Raw genomic sequence first — 17,185 nt, 5'->3', positions numbered from 1 at the left:
ACCATCAACACCTCAACTGATTATGCAAAACTTAGAAATCAACTTTTTAAATGATCGACCCGATCTATTAGAAAGGGAAGTCCGACGACAGGTTAGTCCCACCCAGACTATTGACCAGACTCCAATTTTAATCGGTTTAGGGGCAGCTTTAGCCCTAAATGCCATAATTGGGGGAGCTTGGTTTATTTTTGATCGACAAAATGCCGATTTACAAAAAGAACTCGATGCCCTCGTTGCTACATTAGGCAAAAAAACAGCAGACGTGCAAGCCTTAGATAAAATTAATGCCGAAACCAAGCAAGCCAATCAAGAAGCGGATGCTTTAGCCACGGTGTTTAATCAGATTAAACCCTGGTCAGCCCTCACCCTAGAATTAGGCCAACTGATGCAAGTCGCCGGGGTGAGAATTATTGATATTAAACAAACGGAGCCAGTAATTACCCCTGTCGCCGCTGCCGCCCCCGCCGCTGCCGCCCCCGCCGCTGGCGAAGCCCCTCCCCCGCCTCCTCCACCGGAACCAGAAACGGCTAAATTAGAAATTTCAGGAGTGGCTAACACATACACCCAAATTAATGATTTTGTATTATTACTGAATCAGTCTCCCTTCTTTAATGGGGAAAAAACCAAATTGATTTCGGCTAAAGTAGAAGAAAATCAGACTCAACTCGTAACTAAACCAGCTAGTACGGATGCAGGTAATCTTAAACCCCAGTTACAATCTGTGGTCAAATATACAATTGAAACCAACCTCAGTCGAGCCACGGCTTCGGAGTTGTTACCTGAACTTCAAAATAAAGGAGCTTTGGGATTAGTTAATCGGATTAAAACCCTTCAAGAAAAAGGAGTAATTAAACAATGACCGTAGCTAATGAATTTATTCAAGACGTTGAGGGCGAAGGCGGTGGGCCCGTTATATTTGGTATTGCCTTAACGCCAAAAATTATGGGGATTTCTGCTGGTGTCGTTGGTGCGCTATTAGCAGGTTTCTTAATTTATAAATTAGTGCTTCCTACCTTAACCCTAGGACAAACACTGCGGGAGGATATTAAAACTAAACAAGACGAAATTGAGAAACAAGATCAGCGTTTGCGCGAACGAGATCAGGCTCAGAAAGAATTAGCAGCAGCTAAAATTCGTCGCTCTACCGTCACGGGTTTATTTGCCGATGATGCTAGTTTAGAAACCCTGTTATTTGATATTAATGAACAGATTAATAAAATTAATGCCGGGGTTATTGATAATGGCAAACTAGCCAAACTTACCCAGTTTAAACCCATTCCGCCTGCTCCGCCAGCAAAACCAGAAGACAAGGACGAGATTGTTAATGATAGTACCTTGGGGTCAGAAGTTAATGGTAAACTGAGAAGACGGAGATATGAAATCGAGTTTACAGGCAGTTTTGATCAAACTCGCCAGTTTTTAGTGGCTTTAGAAAGATTACAACCTTTATTAGTAGTCAGAAGCTTAAAATCCCAATTGGGAGATCAAACTTCAGTGATTGAGGGAGAATATCGACAAGGCAAATTTGTTCCTTCTCCTAATCAACCTCAACGACAGCTAAAAAGCACTTTTGAGTTACAGGTGTTACTCCCTTTGAGTCAAAAAGAAGTTAAGGCTCCTGCGGCTGAAGCTGCTGCTGCCGAACCTCCTAAATAATTGTAACTTCTGATCTAAGTTGTTGTAAGGTAGCAGGATATTGACCCCGAAATTTAGATATTGTGTTGAGGAGCAAACGTGAAACATTTTCAAAGAATTGGTACAGGAATTTTAACTGGTGCTGCGATCGCAATTGTGGCACAAACCCCGGCATTTGCACAAACTCAAGTCCAGGATGTACGACTGGTGGAAATGAATGGGGAAGTGGCTTTAGTATTAGTCACTAAAAGTGGAGAAAGACCAGAAGTTTTTGTGGTTAGACGGGGTAATGATTTTGTTGCCGACATTATTAATACCCAACTTCCAGCCCAAAAACAAAACTTTCAACAAAATAATCCTATCCCTGGTATTGCCTCGGTGGTAGTTACCCAACTGGATTCTACCAGTGTGCGGGTAATTGTGAGTGGGGTGAATGGTTCCCCCGAAGCCCGGATTATGCAAGGGTCTAACGAAGGGATTGTGATTAGTATGGGTGCATCTGCGGGTGCTGTTGCCCAAGTCCCTAATCAAGTACCTAACCCCCCAGCACCACCCCCAGCACCCCCAGCACCCCCAGCCAGAAGCCCTCAACCCGTATTAGTTCCCGATCCTCAAATTACTATTGATGGCCGCAATGTTCCCCAGAGTGGGATTCGCCCTTCCGATGCGGCGCCTCCTTTCCTCCCCCGGGCCGTCGCTCCACCCTTGGGAGATATAGCCGTTTCTAATGTTAATGCCGGAGTCCCCGCCATTCGCCTCAATACCACTCAACGGATTCCCCGTTTAGTGTTGCGAGATGCCCCGGTTAGTGATGTTTTAGCATTATTAGCCAGAACTGCTGGACTGAATTTAGCAATCAGTAATTTAATCAAAGATGACTCCAATGGTGAGTTTAGAGCGCCCAATGACGAGAAGGAACAAAACCAAATCCTAGGGCGAAAAATATCCTTAGACATTGAAAATGAGTCTGTTGAGGATGTTTTTAACTATGTTTTGCGTTTAAGTGGATTACAAGCAAATCGTGTCGGGAATACTATTTTTGTCGGGGTTAAACTGCCCACTACTGCCAATGATATTGTCGTTCGTAGCCTGAGACTAAATCAGGTTCCAGCCAAAAGTGCGGCAGGTTTTTTGAGTAGTCAGGGAGCAGCAACTCAAATTCAGGTCGATCAAGTTCGGATTGAGCAGGTGGGAACCGGGATTAATTCCAGATATGTTGAGACTAGAACACCAACAATTACAGAATTATCGGCCAAAGAATCTGGCAGTCCCCTAGTGCTGAAAGGATTATCCATCTCTACCGATGACCGACTAAATTCTATCACCCTAGTTGGCCCGCCACACCTAGTAGAAACCGCCGTGGCGATGTTGACCCAGATGGATTTACGTCAGCGTCAGGTGGCTGTTAACGTTAAAGTTGTTGACGTCAATTTAAGTGGAGAAGAAGCCGCCAGTAGTAGTTTCTCCTTTGGAGTTAACGATACCTTCTTTGTCAATGATGGCGGTGCGGCTTCGGTTAATTTTGGTGGGTATAATCCCCCGAATCAGGCAACCGCAACCAGTGGGATTAATGCGCGACCGATTATTCCGAATCCCCTTTCTGGTGAGGCGCCTTTTTATAATCCTAACGCATTGTCTACAACTCCTTTAACAGCACCCGGAGGAGGCGTTGGTTTAGACCCGATTGCCCCTGTAACCTCTCGTCCAGGTCAAGTCGGGATTTCTGCATACCAACCCTACACCAGAGATTTAGCAACTGGAGCGGTGACGGCTTTAGGTTCAGTTACGAATAGTATTTTTCCCTTCTTCCAATATCCCCGCAAGTTCTTATCAACTTTAACGGCTCAAATTATTAGTGGCAATGCTAAGATTCTCACCGATCCGACCTTAGTAGTTCAGGAGGGTGAAACCGCCAAAGTAGCCTTAGTTGAAGAAATTGTTAAATCAGTTACAACAACCTTTACAGACACGGTTTCCGGCACCAGGGACAACAAAAACTTTACCTTTCAAAATGTTGGTTTAACCCTGGATGTTAACGTCGAACGGATTGATGATAACGGCTTTGTTTCTCTGCGAATTAACCCCACTGTCAGTGCCCCCGGAGATCAAGTTAATGCTGGCGGTGGTGATTTTGCCCGTCAGATTCTCAGCCGGACTGTCGAATCAGGTTTAATCCGTTTGCGCGATGGCCAAACCCTGATTTTATCGGGAATTATTCAGGAAAATGAACGAGCTACCGTTAGCAAAATCCCATTATTAGGGGATTTACCCATTGTGGGTTCCTTGTTCCGCAGAACCAATAAGCAAAATACAAGGGCGGAAGTGATTGTGTTAGTCACGCCTCAAATTTTGGATGACAGCGATCGCGCTCCCTACGGTTATGAATATAACGCTAGTCCCGATGCCTTACGGATGATGCAAAGACGGTAAATTAGTAACATAGCCCTTTTTACCCCCCCTGCCCCCCTTACCAATGGGGGTAGAACCCAGTTCCCCCATTACCAAGGGGGTAGAATCCAGTTCCCCCCCATTACCAAGGGGGTAGAATCCAGTTCCCCCATTATCAAGGGAGACTCTGAATCCAGTTCCCCCCATTACCAAGGGGGGGCTAGGGGGGGTAAAACCCAGTTTCGACTCAAATTTATAGCTTACTGCTTGCTTTAAGTTGACATAGATCAGTCACTTCGCTCTTACGAGTCAACAGTCAACAGCTATACTATTGATTGCTTCATGCCAATTTTAAGGAGTAAAAACTCAAATGAACAAAGGTGAATTAGTGGACGCCGTAGCAGAACGGGCCAGTGTGACCAAAAAACAAGCTGATGCGGTGTTAACGGCAGCTTTAGAAACCATCATGGAAGCAGTTTCCAATGATGACAAAGTGACACTGGTTGGCTTTGGTTCCTTTGAGTCCCGCGAACGGAAAGCCCGTGAGGGTCGTAACCCGAAAACTGGGGAAAAAATGGAAATTCCAGCCACCAAAGTCCCGGCTTTTTCATCGGGTAAACTATTCAAGGAAAAAGTGGCTAATACCAAAGCAGAGCCAGATAGTGATGAGGACTAATTTCTAGGCGTGGAAGCAACCCATTCACCCCGTCATGGTGGAAATTTGATTTGGGCTGCGACCGTGGCCGACTGCTCTCCCTTGGATATTCTGGATTTTTCCGCCAGTATTAATCCTTGGGGGCCGCCTTTGTCGGCTCTGGTGGCAATTCAAGACCATCTGAGGGATTTAAAAGCCTATCCCAATCCTGATTATGGAGAATTGAAAGAAGCGATCGCCTCTCAAATCAACCGCGAAACCGGATCGAACTTCCTAGGGGCGGATTGGGTTTTACCCGGAAATGGGGCCGCAGAGTTACTGACCTGGGCAGGACGGGAATTAGCGGCATTAGATGCGACCTATTTACTGACTCCTGCCTTTGGAGACTATGGGCGCTCACTCAAGGCTTTTGAGGGGAATGTGATCGAGTGTCCGCTTGCGATGGCCTCTATTGAGTTAGATTTCTCTATGCCTCAACCCTTGAGTTCTAAATCGGGGTTATTATTAAATAATCCCCATAATCCCACCGGAAAACTGTTTACGGCTGAAATATTATTAGAATCCTTAAAACAGTTTGCTTTGGTGGTGGTGGATGAGGCATTTATGGATTTTTTACTTCCTAGCCAACAGCAAAGTTTAGTTTCTTGGGTGAAGGAATATGAAAATTTAGTGATTTTGCGATCGCTAACCAAATTCTATAGTTTACCCGGATTGCGTTTAGGATATGCGATCGCCCATCCCCAACGCTTAGAAAAATGGCAACGGTGGCGCGATCCTTGGCCTGTAAATAGTTTGGCGGTGGCGGCCGGAATTGCTGTTTTAAAAGATCATGAATTTCAACAACAAACCTGGAATTGGTTAGAAGAATCCCGTCCTCAATTATATCATAATTTAGCCAATATATCAGGATTAAAACCCTACCCAGGTGCGGCTAATTTTATTTTAGTAGAATCTGATTTTTCGGTTTCTAAATTGCAATTAAATCTATTAAAAAAACACCGAATTCTAATTCGGGATTGTTTGAGTTTTCCCGGTTTGGGCGATCGCTATTTCCGAGTTGCAATTAGAACCGAAGCCGAGAATCAAAGGTTAATTGAGGCGTTAAGGGATTATAGCAGGGAACAGGAAACAGCCCCCCCAAACCCCCCGTGCACGCAGGGCTAGGGGGGGGAGGGAACACCGGGGGAAAACACTTTACCGTCTGGGTTCCAATATCCGTCTGGTGTCTTAACTGCCTTGGCGGGCGCTATATCAGTTCAACTCAGCTTCTATTTTAGGAAAATCCCCCTTCTGATAAACAGCAATTTGTTCAGGAGTTTGTAAATCCATAAAATCCGCCAACTCGCTATAAGTAATACATCGGACTTCTGGTTTCCCACAAACCTCCTCAGCAAAACGAAATAGCGCATTCCAGTAAGCTCCCTGATTCCAAGCTGAAAAGTGATGACCGATATTTACAGGCGCACGGTTGCCAGAATAGTTACTATTGAAGTATTTTAAATAAGTTTGAAAAGTATCTTCTTCATAGCGCTTGGCATTACTAGAATTTGGTTTCGCCTGAGAATGGAGATAGTAAAAGTTATAATCCATTGATAGAACATTTTTGCGGGTAATTGCCGTTGTTAAAGAAGCCAGGGGAAAATTCCAAATCCCATTTTCTTGTTTCGGCCAGTAATTCGCTGATGCCACTTTGCTAGTATCATAGCGAAATCCGGTTTTCTTCAAAGTTTTGTATAAACCCGGACTCTGACCCAACTCAGGAGCGCGAAAACCTTGAATAGCACTGCGGTCAAAGGCAAAAGCACCCTTCAAACTATTGATTTTGTAGGCATCAAAAATAAACTGATCAAAATAGTCAAACTCTTTTTTCCAGTCCGCCTCACTCCAGCGACTCCCATCAAAGTGACCCACCGCATGGGAGCCAATTTCATGACCCTCTTGGTATGCTTGATTTAACTGTTCCAGACGGAGATTAATCTCTTGCTTAGTGCCACCCCAACCAATGGCAGACCGTCCCTGACCCTTGCCCCCAGGGGGTTTATAGAGGTTGCGTTTCTCATTATTTACAAAATAAACCCCACTAATAAAATAGGTAAAGTGAACCGGGATATTTTTTTTCGCCATACTTTGAGTAAAGTTGCGAGATTTTTTCCAGGCATCTAGGGAATAAGACCCATCAAAAGCCAGTAGTACAAACTGAGGGGGACGACTTACCACCGGATTTTGATCCTGAATTAGTTTATACAGTAAGGCGGAACTCCAACGAGTTGACCCGCAAGCATCACCCCCATCAGCATCCTTACAGGCGGCGACAAGTTTCTGGGAAAAAGGGCCCAACGCCTGATTTCCTTCTACGCAATAGCCCAAAATTTGATTCAGGCGACTCCCATCGGGACAACGCCCGTTTCCATTAGAATAGAAATAACCTCCTAAACTATTAACAGGTTTTTTGGGGATTGGTTTCGGGGTTTCGGAGACTACTGAGTTAGACTGTTCGGTGGGTGAAACCAGCGAGGAGGGCTTGGCGCAACCCCAGAATATTAAGGATGAACTGAGATAAATGCAGTTTTGATAAAACCATTTTGAATTTTTTAACACGATGCCCCACTTCTTCAACAAATTACCACATTCTACCATTTGTAGTAAGCCCTTCAGGGCTTAGAGGCGTTCATGCTTCACTACAAAATGTTAGAATTAATTTAAAAATAACTTTATTTTCAAAACTATGATTGCTAATCAACACGAAACTTACATTTCTCCCGAAGATTATCTAGCAGGGGAAGAAACCAGCCCGATCAAACATGAATATATTGACGGACAAGTTTATGCAATGGCAGGGGCGAGTGATGCTCATGTTACAATTGCTGGAAACTTATTTACCCTGTTAAGAAATCATGTTCGAGGGAAAGGTTGTCGGGTTTATATGTCCGATATGAAAGCTCAGATAGATACGGCTAATATTTATTATTATCCTGATGTTATGGTAACTTGTGATCCCAGGGATCAAAAATTTACAAATCATAAAAAATATCCTTGTTTAATTGTTGAAGTTTTATCCCCAAAAACAGAAGCATTTGATCGTGGTGACAAGTTTGCCGACTATCAACAATTAGAAACCTTACAAGAGTATGTTTTAATTAACCAAAAACGTCAGCGTGTAGACTGTTTTCGTCGCAATAACGAAGGTTTGTGGGTATTACAATTCTATCATTCAGGCAGTGAAATTCATCTCACCAGTATTGATTTTCGCACTCATATCGAGGCTTTATATGAAGATGTTACCTTTGAAGATAATTAACTTCGTAGTAAGCCCTTTAGGGCTTAGAGTCCTGAAGGACTCACTACGAAATGAGCAACTTATTCAAAGTATTGAGTAGGTGATAAACAGGGTTTATTGACCCTATATAGCGATAAATTATGGAATCTGTTAGACTTATGTAGATAAGAGAAAGGGAGTCAAAAAAATGACCACTATCCAATCAACGACAACTGCAATAACATCCCTTTATGATCGGGATTTTTATCTGTGGTTACAGACAACTATCAACATATTAAAAGAGGGAAAATTTGCCGAAGTAGATTTAGAGAACTTACTAGAGGAACTGGAAAGTATGGGGAGAAGCGATAAAAATGCTTTAAAAAGTAATTTGAAGGTACTTTTAATGCACTTACTCAAATATAAATATCAGCCAGAAAAACGAACAAATAGTTGGCGGTACATCATTCTTGAACATCGTCAACGCCTCCGAGATACCTTCAAAACCAGCCCGAGTCTATATCGTTTTTTTGAAGATATTTTTAATGAATCTTATCAAGATGCCAGGGAACTAGCCGCCGGTGAAACAGGTTTATCTATTAATCTATTTCCCACGGAGTCTCCCTTTACTGTAGAAGAAGTTCTTAATCCTGATTTTTTACCTTCTGAGAAGAATTGCCCAAAAAATGATCAGTAGGGATACGATATATCGTGTTCCTCTGCTTTGAAACCTTTTGAAGAACGACAAAAGAGAGATAAACACTTATTGACAATTACACTAAAATATTTTAGTCTAAAAATTGTGTAATTATATACTCAACTTAAAATAGCAAAATTAATTGAGTCTGTTGACAGAATTTCCGCTTGGGGTGTTAACCCAAGATTTATTTGAATATGAAAGTTATCCTAAAATTCAACAAAAACATGATATAATCCGGTTGGCTTGAATTTAAGATAACGAGGAAACCCGTCTGAACTTAAGAAAAAATTTGCGATCGCAACCCGGAATCGAAGTCGCCAGCGAAGCTACGAATGCTGAAACAGGCTTGTTGAATCAATTGATAATGATACATACTCAAGGGAGTGATCAAAATCTCGCCATCGCTGATCGAACTTTAAACCCAACAACAACTGGATAAACATTTTGTTTAAACTCAAATCAAAGGTTGATGAAAATACCAGAGATTTATTCAAGAGATCGCCAGGTAAGTCGGTGAGTTTTTGATTCACAATTTTTTCAGGAAGGATGGATAGAAATTTCTGTTATCCTACAATCAACCCAGATTGGCTTCCATTGATTAATTAAACATTTATTAGTTGAGGAGATTTTCATGACGTTTCAGACCGCAACTTCGCCGGAAAATGAACCGAAATTAAGCGGTTTAACAGTTGCGTTTTTCGGTATTATCCATTTGCTGGCTTTATTAGCACCTTGGTTTTTTTCCTGGTCAGCGTTAGGAATTACGCTGTTTCTACACTGGTTTTTTGGCAGTATTGGAATTTGTTTAGGCTACCATCGTCTATTAAGTCATCGCAGTTTTAAAGTTCCCAAATGGTTAGAATATGGGATTACTTTAGTTGGGGTTTGTGCCTTGCAAGGGGGGCCGATTTTTTGGGTAGCCGGACACCGTTTGCACCATGCCCATACCGAACATGAAGATAAAGATCCCTACTCCGCAAAACGAGGATTTTGGTGGAGTCACATGATGTGGATTTTCTATCCTCGTCCATCCTTTTTTGACGCTGAACACTACAAACGATTTGCACCGGATTTAGCACGAGATCCCTTTTATTGTTGGTTAGATCGGTATCATCTGTTAATGCAAATTCCCGTGGCCTTACTGCTTTATGCCATTGGGGGTTGGTCATGGGTCATTTATGGGGTATTTGTCCGGGCTGTGGTGTTGTGGCATAGTACCTGGTTGATTAATTCGGTAACTCATATGTGGGGATACCGCAGCTTTGACACCAATGATAATTCTCGGAATCTTTGGTGGGCGGCAATTTTTACCTACGGGGAAGGTTGGCATAATAACCATCACGCCTATCCGAATGTTGCTAAAGCGGGACTGAAATGGTGGGAACTCGATATGACTTGGTGGTCAATTTGGGTTTTAAAAACCGTTGGTTTGGCCCAGAAAGTGGTCATGCCCCCGACTCAACGGGTAAAACAAGCCTAAGAATAGGGAACAGGGAACCCGCCCCCTAAGACAGTTGATCCGATGGGCGGGTTTTTCATTGTGATTTGGGGGAAACGGGTTAGGCTGCGATCGCTTCTTCGTAAACCATAAAGCTCTTTTTGGTTACGCCACAAATCGGACAATGCCAATCTTCGGGAATGGCTTCAAAGGCTGTTCCTGGGGCAATACCGGAATCAGGATCACCGACAACAGGATCGTAAATCATTGAACATTGGCGACAAATCCATTTTTGGGTTTGAGGATCGCCAGGAGCGGATTTGGCGGTCGCAGCCCCACCGTGTAGTGTGTTCATGGCTTCCGTATATTGGTCGGCGTGATGATGTTCAATCGGAACCAATAGGCCAAAGTTAGAGGCAGCTTTGCGGAAAATTCCGGCGTGTTCCCGGGACTCAGCCTCTTGTTCTTCAAATTCACTCACTGCCTGCTCATCTCGATCAATTCGGGCTTGGGTGGCAAATTCGGGGTACATGGTGGTGTATTCGTAGGTTTCCCCTTCAATAGCCAACTCCAAACACCGGGTAGCAATTTTTTTCTTTTCTTCATCGGATAGGGCGTCGGGGTCAGTGACGACTAATTCTGGATGCAGGAGGCGGAAATGGGCAAAGGCGTGTTCTGTTTCTTGATTGGCGGTTTCCCGAAACAGTTTGGACAAATCCCCCAGCCCAAGTTTTTTTGTAACTTCTGCGAAAAATAGATATTTGCGATTGGCCATTGATTCTCCACCAAAGGCAGATTCAAGGTTTTTGGCGGTTTCTGCGTTGGATAAGTCCATTGTGTCTCCTTATTATTGATCTCGCTATAACTAAGAATAATTCTTAGCTTTAAATTTGTCAAGGATAAGAATAAGATTGATCTAAAGTTCAGTTACTTAAAATAAATGTTATGATCTGTAAAGGAAGATTTAATATAGCAAGCCATGGAAGGTCAGAATAAAACCACCGAGATCAGCCAAAAGATGAAGCAAAAGGGGTTACGCATCACCCCCCAACGTTTTGCGGTTTATGCTAATCTCTTGTCTCGTTACGATCACCCGACGGTGGATGATATTCTCACCGAGATTAATCGGGAACTTCCTATCGCTTCTAAAGCTAGTGTTTATAGTGCTTTGACGGTTTTGCGATCGGTGGGATTAGTCCGAGAGGTACTGCTAGATGAAGGAGTCACTCGTTATGATGCCAAGGTGGAACCCCATCACCATTTTGTCTGTGAGTGTTGTGGTCAAATTCAGGATTTAGAGTGGGATGTCCTGGGTGATTTGCCTCTTACCCCTTTACCCCCAGGGTTTCGGGTGAATGCCTATGAAATTACGGTTAAGGGCTGTTGCGATCGCTGTGATTGATAGGTAATGGGTAATAGGTTTTGGGTAATAGGTTTTGGGTAATGGGTAATGGGTTTTGGGTAATGGGTTTTGGGTTTTGGGTAATGGGTTTTGGGGGGATGAATCCTCTCTGTTGATCTTCTACGGAGTGATGGAATTGCTGAAGCTGGCATTCTGATCGGAACACTTGTTAGAATAGGGGAAATGTTACGAAACGTAACTTATGTTGATTCCTATTCTAATAATTGATGTGGCTCTGGTTGCTTGGTCATTACACTTAATGAAGCAAGCTGTGGAGTTCAAAGAATACTCCTTCATGCTGGCCGGGATCTTAGTTGCCTTGTCCGCCGCCGCTATGGGGTTAGTTTACTTCCTGATGGGATCTTGTATTGATCACTTCGCCCAAATGTCTCAGCACGCTTATTATTACTTTTAGTAGCCTTCGGAGCGTTGGGAATTCCGTTATCCTACACTCCGAAAAAAAGTTTTCACTGACTACTTGACAAAGCATTGGTTAAAAGACTATATTGAAATAATGCAAGGGGTTATAGCTCAGTTGGTAGAGCACCGCAATGGCATTGCGGGGGTCAGCGGTTCGAGCCCGCTTAGCTCCATTTATAAACAGTGTCCAATGGATAGTAAATAGTAAAATAAAATATCAAACCTCCAGGTAGGAATCCTGAATAGGTTGTGATATTTTGTTGTATGGGTTTGGTTTCTACAGGTTTTTATCGACGAATATCCATTAAATTTGCATTAATCATTGTGGTATTTTCTAAAGTCGCTCCGGCTAAATCTGAAGCGGTTAAATTTGCACCCGTGAGATTAGCGCCTGTTAAATCGGCATCGCGGAAATTAACACCACTGACATCAAATCCGTATAAACTGCCTTCTTGTAGCTTCACTTCACCTAAAGTAGCAACAGATTGTTGAGTATTTCTGAGGTTAGCACCCGTTAAATCTGCACTCTCTAAATTTGCTCCAATCAGATTAGCATGACTCAAGTTAGCATGGTTTAAATTAGCAATTACTAAACCCGCTAAACTCAGGTTAGAATAGCTCAAATTAGATTGTTCTAAATTAGCCCCATGTAACTTAGCTGCAACTAGATGGGCACTTTCTAAATTCGCTTCGGTCAATACAGCCCGATTAAAATTAACTTCATTCAGATTAGCACCCTGTAAATTAGCTCCTTTCAAGTTGGCATCTCGAAGATTAGCACCTTGAAGGTTCACACCTGCTAACTGAGCGCCACTAAGGTCACACCCAGGGCAGTTTTTGGTTTCCAATAGCTGCTTGAGATGGGCGGGGTTCTCAGCCTGAGCGGGAACAGTTAAACCCAAGATCATCATCACTACTGTGGTGGCTACTGTTGCGAATTTCATACCCACACCCTCAAAAAACTTTATCTTTTATATCATCTATTATTATCGGGCATTGGGGTATGCGTGAAATCCCTGTTGTCTGTGATATTGTTTTGATCCCAGTGTGACGGAAATCACTGAGAAAAACCGTTACTGTTGATACAGTCCCATCTAAACTACAAGCTTTCTGATTAAATCCCCTAATTGTTCTGCACTGTTGGTGATGGCAACGGAGGCGGTGGCTTCTGCCATTTTTTGTAACTGTTCCGGCGATTGTAGCAGATACAAAACTTTACTCGCTAACAGGTCTGCGGTCAAGTCTTTTTGTTGAAACATCCACGCCGCACCCGCCCCGGCAAAAACCTTAGCGTTATAGGTTTGATGGTCTTCGGCGGCAAAGGGATAGGGAATTAAAATTGAGGGGGTGTGGGTAATGGCTAATTCCGTTAAGGTTCCCGCCCCGGAACGACTTACGGCTAAAGTCGCCCGTTTCAACAAGGCTGCCATATTCTCATAAAAGGGCATTTTAATATACTGAGGATGGTTTAATACATTCACATCGGGGTCATTATTTCCCGTTAAATGGACTACCCACGCCCCGGCTTCAAACCAAGTAGGAGCAGCCTCTCGGACTAATTTATTCACACTCACCGCCCCCTGACTTCCCCCAACCACCACAATAACCGGAACCTCATCGGGGAGAGAAAAAGATAACGGGGCAGAGGTTTGGAGAAAGTTGGGACGCACGGGGGTTCCGACTACAACCGTATTAGTACGGGGAAGATAAGGAATAGCCGCTTCAAACCCTAAACCCACGGCATTACACCATGGGCCAAAATTCCGGGTCACTTTTCCAGGTAAAGCATTAGACTCATGGAGAATTACGGGTAGACCGAGGGAACGAGCCGCAATAATAGCGGGTGCTGCAATATAGCCTCCGGTGGTGAATACCCCGCGAAACTTACCTTTTTTCAGGAGATGGCGAACTTGCACCAGGGAACGGGCGAATTTGACTAAGATTTTTAGGGTTCCTAAACCCAGGCGTTGCTGGAAGCCTTCAACGGAGATGGTATGGAGGGGATATTGGGACGGGACTAATTCTCGTTCGAGGCGATCGGGTACACCTAACCATTCTATCTCAAAATCAGACAGGTTTTCGGCGGTGGCGATCGCCGGAAATAAATGTCCACCTGTCCCACTGGCGGCAATGAGTAAGCGAATGGGTGTTTGACTCAAGTGTTCTCCCCTAGACTACGTTCAACTTTGTGTTATGGCTTTTTAAGTTACCATAAAACTTACAGGAAATCGCTATTCTTAATTTTGAAAATCCAATGACAATTTTTCCCATAGTTCAACGACAATCTTTTCAGAACAGGTATGGTGTACAGATGCGCCATTTATGGGCAAAGCCATTATTTTCTGTAGTTCTAGGAACCATACTTTGGGGAATGGGTACGGGGATTTCCCTACGGGCGAATGCCGAAACCCCAGAAACAGCCCCCGCCAATGTCACTAATCTTTTAAATCAAATTGATGCCGCCGCTAATCGTCGAGACGTGGAAAAGGTAATGGGCTTTTATGGCTCTAATTTTACCAATTCTGATGGATTAGACTATCAAAGTTTGAGACAGGTTCTGAAAGAATTTTGGAATAGATATTCTCAACTTAATTATCGCACAGAATTACAATCTTGGCAACAAAATGGTGATATTTTAACCACGACAACCATTACGGAAATTACCGGAACTAAAAAAATTGATAATCGCGAGTTTGCCTTAACTTCCACCATCACATCACAGCAACAAATTCAAGGGGAAAAAATTATTAAACAGGAGATTATAGCAGAAAAAAATCAACTAACTTTAGGCAAGAAACCGCCAACGGTAGTTTTTAATCTCCCTGAACAAGTCAAAGCGGGTCAGGAATTTAATATTGATGCAATTGTTCAAGAACCTTTAGAGAATGATATTTTAATTGGAACCGCCATTACAGAACCTATTACCGCAGAAACCTATAACAATTCCGGTCTTTTACAATTAGAATTTTTACCCTCTGGCGGTATTTTCAAAGTAGGTCAAGCTCCTGATAAAGCGGGAAATAATTGGATTTCTGCTATTTTAATGCGTCAAGGAGGAGTAACCTTAATCACCCAACGCTTACGAGTAGTCAAATAATCAGTCATCAGTGTAGAGACGTGCCATGGCGCGTCTGTACCAGTCATCAGTTTATTAACCATTACCCATTACCCTGTTACTGAGCGAAGTCGAAGTATTACCCATTACCGATTACCCATTACCCATTACCCATTAGTAATGATTCCTTTATTAGAGGTTAAAAATTTAGCCGTTAAGTTTTTTACCCTTGATGGGGTGGTTCATGCTGTGAATGGAATTTCCTATCAAGTTTATCCAGGGGAAACCCTAGGAATTGTTGGGGAGTCGGGGTCAGGAAAAAGTATTAGTGTCCTATCTATTTTAGGGTTAATTCCATCACCACCAGGGAAAATTACCCAAGGTGAAATTTTATTTGAAGGTAAAAATTTAATTAAATTCAATCCTCAACAATTACAAGAACTTAGGGGTCATGAAATTGCGATGGTTTTTCAAGACCCGATGACTTCTCTTAACCCGGTTTTAACTATTGGGAAACAACTTACTGAAGCATTACAAATTCATCTTAAACTTACTTCTGAACAAGCTAAAAACCAAGCTATTAAACTATTGAAACAGGTGGGAATTTCTAATCCAGAAAAACGATTAAAAAACTATCCCCACGAATTTTCTGGAGGAATGCGTCAACGGGTAATGATTGCCATAGGTTTAGGATGTCAACCCAAATTATTAATCGCAGATGAACCCACAACCGCCTTAGATGTAACTGTTCAAGCGCAGGTTGTAGAATTAGTTAAACAACTGAAAAATGAACAGGGAATGTCTGTCATTTGGATTACCCATGATTTAGCATTATTAGCAGGATTAGCAGATAGAATTATAGTCATGTATGCGGGGCAAATTGTGGAACAAGCAACGGTACATCAACTATATAAAAACCCTCGTCATCCCTATACAATTGGACTATTAGAAAGTTTACCCCGACTGGATCAAATTCGTCAAGAACCGTTAAAAGCAATTGCTGGAATGCCACCCAGTTTAATAGATTATCCCCTAGGATGTCCCTTTGCTCCGCGATGTCGATTTGCGATTGAACATTGTTTTCAAGAAAACCCTAAATTAGAATTGATTGAAACCGAGCATCAAGTTGCTTGCTGGGTAAAACCAACTTAGGAATGGAAAACCAAGAACATTCGGTCTACTGTAGACGGGGATAGTGATTTTACCTTTGATGCCGTTAGGCGTTGATCACAATAGAGCATCTGCTTTTCCCCCTACCTCCCCTGCGCCAAAAAAAATATTTTCCAAAAGGGGTTGCCAAATCCAGAAAGTTATGGTTATAATACAAAAGGAAGAAAAGCAACGCGGGGTAGAGCAGTCTGGTAGCTCGTCGGGCTCATAACCCGAAGGTCAGGAGTTCAAATCCCCTCCCCGCCATTTTATAAGATAATATCATCTTTGTTTTTTGAACGGGGACTTGTTGAAGGTATGGCAAGTTCCTGGTACTGAGTCCTAAAGGACTCACTACAATTTATAATTGAAAATGAACTTAGATAAAATTATTGTTCCCTTGGATGTTTCTAGTAAAGAAGATGCGATCGCCCTAGTTGAAAAACTGCATCAAGTTACATTCTGGAAAGTGGGTTTAGAATTATTTGTTAGTTGTGGCCCAGAAATTTTAACCTTCCTCAAATCTCAAGAAAAACGCATTTTTCTGGATTTAAAATTTCATGATATTCCTAATACCGTTGCTGGAGCTTGTCGGTCTGCTTCCCGATATGGTGTGGATTTAATTACCCTTCATGCAACAGCCGGAAAAACAGCCATGAAAGCCGCACAAATGGCCGCAGAAGATGGCGCAAAGGAGGCGGGTTATCCCGTCCCCAAATTAATCGCTATTACCCTATTAACCAGTTTAAATTCTAGGGATTTAGCCTTTGATTTAAAAGTGCCTTTAGAGTTACCTGAATATGCTTTAAGTATGGCTTTATTAGCTCAAGAAAGTGGGTTGGCGGGGGCAGTTTGTTCTCCCCAGGAAGTCGCCCAACTCCGTCAAACCTGTGGGGATGAGTTTCTATTAGTTTGTCCGGGGGTACGTCCGGTTTGGGCAGATAAAGGCGATCAACAACGGACTTTTACCCCATCCGAAGCCCTGAAAGCCGGGGCGAATTACCTGGTTATTGGACGTCCGATCACCGCCTCTAATGATCCCGTTAAGGCCCTAGAACGTATTATTGAGGAAATTAGGTAAGCTGTT

Annotated in this window: 18 protein-coding genes and 2 tRNA genes; 16 read left to right on the top strand and 4 right to left on the bottom strand. The window is 42.9% G+C overall.

Annotation, left to right across the window (positions count from 1 at the left end):
* Window positions 1-22: 22 nt before the first annotated feature.
* The 5 genes from AC559H_RS19600 to cobD all read left to right on the top strand — a co-directional run bounded on the left by AC559H_RS19600 (window position 23) and on the right by cobD (window position 5,842).
* The gene (locus AC559H_RS19600; protein ID WP_026795202.1) at window positions 23-859 is read left to right on the top strand and encodes a PilN domain-containing protein; all 837 of its coding nucleotides are present in this window, start codon (window positions 23-25) and stop codon (window positions 857-859) included.
* Window positions 856-1,656 (top strand): hypothetical protein, encoded by an 801-nt coding sequence (locus AC559H_RS19595; protein ID WP_026795203.1) that lies wholly within the window; start codon window positions 856-858, stop codon window positions 1,654-1,656. Before AC559H_RS19600 ends, AC559H_RS19595 begins: the two co-directional genes overlap by 4 nt.
* A 78-nt stretch (window positions 1,657-1,734) precedes the next feature.
* Complete coding sequence (locus tag AC559H_RS19590) at window positions 1,735-4,065, top strand: secretin GspD/PilQ domain-containing protein (RefSeq protein ID WP_051319560.1); 2,331 nt, start codon at window positions 1,735-1,737, stop codon at window positions 4,063-4,065.
* Between the two features lie 328 nt (window positions 4,066-4,393).
* Complete coding sequence (locus AC559H_RS19585; protein ID WP_026795206.1) at window positions 4,394-4,699, top strand: non-specific DNA-binding protein Hbs; 306 nt, start codon at window positions 4,394-4,396, stop codon at window positions 4,697-4,699.
* Window positions 4,700-4,708: 9 nt separating this feature from the next.
* Window positions 4,709-5,842, top strand: coding sequence for a threonine-phosphate decarboxylase CobD (gene cobD, locus AC559H_RS19580; protein WP_051319561.1), 1,134 nt, complete (start codon window positions 4,709-4,711; stop codon window positions 5,840-5,842).
* Window positions 5,843-5,929: 87 nt separating this feature from the next.
* On the opposite strand, the gene AC559H_RS19575 is transcribed toward cobD, so the two are convergent.
* Window positions 5,930-7,276 (bottom strand): polysaccharide deacetylase family protein, encoded by a 1,347-nt coding sequence (locus AC559H_RS19575; RefSeq protein ID WP_237745564.1) that lies wholly within the window; start codon window positions 7,274-7,276, stop codon window positions 5,930-5,932.
* A 127-nt stretch (window positions 7,277-7,403) separates the two neighbouring features.
* On the opposite strand from AC559H_RS19575, the gene AC559H_RS19570 reads away from it, so the two are divergent.
* The 4 genes from AC559H_RS19570 (at window position 7,404) to AC559H_RS19555 (ending at window position 10,114) form a co-directional block, all read left to right on the top strand.
* Window positions 7,404-7,976 (top strand): Uma2 family endonuclease, encoded by a 573-nt coding sequence (locus AC559H_RS19570; protein WP_026795207.1) that lies wholly within the window; start codon window positions 7,404-7,406, stop codon window positions 7,974-7,976.
* Window positions 7,977-8,142: 166 nt separating this feature from the next.
* On the top strand, window positions 8,143-8,631 hold the full coding sequence (locus AC559H_RS19565) for a DUF29 domain-containing protein (RefSeq protein ID WP_026787920.1): 489 nt from the start codon (window positions 8,143-8,145) through the stop codon (window positions 8,629-8,631).
* A gap of 292 nt (window positions 8,632-8,923) precedes the next feature.
* The gene (locus AC559H_RS19560; RefSeq protein ID WP_155806310.1) at window positions 8,924-9,073 is read left to right on the top strand and encodes a hypothetical protein; all 150 of its coding nucleotides are present in this window, start codon (window positions 8,924-8,926) and stop codon (window positions 9,071-9,073) included.
* A 192-nt stretch (window positions 9,074-9,265) separates the two neighbouring features.
* A complete protein-coding gene (locus tag AC559H_RS19555) occupies window positions 9,266-10,114 on the top strand; it encodes an acyl-CoA desaturase (RefSeq protein WP_026795208.1) in 849 nt (282 codons plus the stop codon).
* A 79-nt stretch (window positions 10,115-10,193) separates the two neighbouring features.
* On the opposite strand, the gene AC559H_RS19550 is transcribed toward AC559H_RS19555, so the two are convergent.
* Entirely contained in the window at window positions 10,194-10,907 is a 714-nt protein-coding gene (locus AC559H_RS19550) for a rubrerythrin family protein (RefSeq protein WP_026787922.1), read from the bottom strand.
* A gap of 144 nt (window positions 10,908-11,051) precedes the next feature.
* Between AC559H_RS19550 and AC559H_RS19545 the strand changes: the two genes are divergently transcribed.
* The 3 genes from AC559H_RS19545 (at window position 11,052) to AC559H_RS19535 (ending at window position 12,067) form a co-directional block, all read left to right on the top strand.
* The gene (locus tag AC559H_RS19545; protein WP_051319562.1) at window positions 11,052-11,474 is read left to right on the top strand and encodes a Fur family transcriptional regulator; all 423 of its coding nucleotides are present in this window, start codon (window positions 11,052-11,054) and stop codon (window positions 11,472-11,474) included.
* 202 nt (window positions 11,475-11,676) lie between these two features.
* Window positions 11,677-11,889, top strand: coding sequence for a hypothetical protein (locus tag AC559H_RS19540; protein WP_026787924.1), 213 nt, complete (start codon window positions 11,677-11,679; stop codon window positions 11,887-11,889).
* 105 nt (window positions 11,890-11,994) lie between these two features.
* Window positions 11,995-12,067 (top strand) — tRNA-Ala (locus tag AC559H_RS19535).
* Window positions 12,068-12,181: 114 nt separating this feature from the next.
* Here the strand turns inward: AC559H_RS19535 and AC559H_RS19530 are convergent.
* Entirely contained in the window at window positions 12,182-12,838 is a 657-nt protein-coding gene (locus AC559H_RS19530; RefSeq protein ID WP_026795210.1) for a pentapeptide repeat-containing protein, read from the bottom strand.
* 150 nt (window positions 12,839-12,988) lie between these two features.
* Window positions 12,989-14,053 carry an undecaprenyldiphospho-muramoylpentapeptide beta-N-acetylglucosaminyltransferase gene (gene murG / locus AC559H_RS19525; protein WP_026795211.1) on the bottom strand — a complete coding sequence of 355 codons (1,065 nt, stop codon included), beginning with the start codon at window positions 14,051-14,053 and terminating at the stop codon, window positions 12,989-12,991.
* Window positions 14,054-14,148: 95 nt separating this feature from the next.
* Here murG and AC559H_RS19520 point away from each other — a divergent pair, with 95 nt between their 5' ends.
* From AC559H_RS19520 to pyrF, 4 genes are all read left to right on the top strand, one after another.
* Window positions 14,149-14,991 (top strand): DUF8623 domain-containing protein, encoded by an 843-nt coding sequence (locus AC559H_RS19520; RefSeq protein ID WP_051319563.1) that lies wholly within the window; start codon window positions 14,149-14,151, stop codon window positions 14,989-14,991.
* Between the two features lie 138 nt (window positions 14,992-15,129).
* A complete protein-coding gene (locus AC559H_RS19515) occupies window positions 15,130-16,101 on the top strand; it encodes an ABC transporter ATP-binding protein (protein ID WP_026795213.1) in 972 nt (323 codons plus the stop codon).
* A 190-nt stretch (window positions 16,102-16,291) separates the two neighbouring features.
* Window positions 16,292-16,365: transfer RNA gene (locus AC559H_RS19510), tRNA-Met, on the top strand.
* A 106-nt stretch (window positions 16,366-16,471) separates the two neighbouring features.
* The gene (pyrF, locus tag AC559H_RS19505; RefSeq protein WP_026795214.1) at window positions 16,472-17,179 is read left to right on the top strand and encodes an orotidine-5'-phosphate decarboxylase; all 708 of its coding nucleotides are present in this window, start codon (window positions 16,472-16,474) and stop codon (window positions 17,177-17,179) included.
* The last annotated feature ends 6 nt before the right edge of the window (window positions 17,180-17,185 follow it).

This window comes from Planktothrix prolifica NIVA-CYA 540 (assembly GCF_963864145.1).
GTDB classification, from domain to species: Bacteria; Cyanobacteriota; Cyanobacteriia; order Cyanobacteriales; family Microcoleaceae; genus Planktothrix; species Planktothrix agardhii.
Note: the sequence above shows the minus strand (reverse complement) of the source record. Positions and strands in the feature narration are given on the sequence as shown.

Excerpts from the sequence above, each read along its gene's own strand:
- AC559H_RS19600 (WP_026795202.1), top strand. The coding sequence starts at position 23 with ATGCAAAACTTAGAAATCAACTTTTTAAATGATCGACCCGATCTATTA.
- AC559H_RS19595 (WP_026795203.1), top strand. The coding sequence starts at position 856 with ATGACCGTAGCTAATGAATTTATTCAAGACGTTGAGGGCGAAGGCGGT.
- AC559H_RS19585 (WP_026795206.1), top strand. The coding sequence starts at position 4,394 with ATGAACAAAGGTGAATTAGTGGACGCCGTAGCAGAACGGGCCAGTGTG.
- AC559H_RS19570 (WP_026795207.1), top strand. The coding sequence starts at position 7,404 with ATGATTGCTAATCAACACGAAACTTACATTTCTCCCGAAGATTATCTA.
- AC559H_RS19565 (WP_026787920.1), top strand. The coding sequence starts at position 8,143 with ATGACCACTATCCAATCAACGACAACTGCAATAACATCCCTTTATGAT.
- AC559H_RS19555 (WP_026795208.1), top strand. The coding sequence starts at position 9,266 with ATGACGTTTCAGACCGCAACTTCGCCGGAAAATGAACCGAAATTAAGC.
- AC559H_RS19550 (WP_026787922.1), bottom strand. The coding sequence starts at position 10,907 with ATGGACTTATCCAACGCAGAAACCGCCAAAAACCTTGAATCTGCCTTT.
- AC559H_RS19545 (WP_051319562.1), top strand. The coding sequence starts at position 11,052 with ATGGAAGGTCAGAATAAAACCACCGAGATCAGCCAAAAGATGAAGCAA.
- AC559H_RS19540 (WP_026787924.1), top strand. The coding sequence starts at position 11,677 with ATGTTGATTCCTATTCTAATAATTGATGTGGCTCTGGTTGCTTGGTCA.
- AC559H_RS19530 (WP_026795210.1), bottom strand. The coding sequence starts at position 12,838 with ATGAAATTCGCAACAGTAGCCACCACAGTAGTGATGATGATCTTGGGT.
- AC559H_RS19520 (WP_051319563.1), top strand. The coding sequence starts at position 14,149 with ATGACAATTTTTCCCATAGTTCAACGACAATCTTTTCAGAACAGGTAT.
- AC559H_RS19515 (WP_026795213.1), top strand. The coding sequence starts at position 15,130 with ATGATTCCTTTATTAGAGGTTAAAAATTTAGCCGTTAAGTTTTTTACC.
- pyrF (WP_026795214.1), top strand. The coding sequence starts at position 16,472 with ATGAACTTAGATAAAATTATTGTTCCCTTGGATGTTTCTAGTAAAGAA.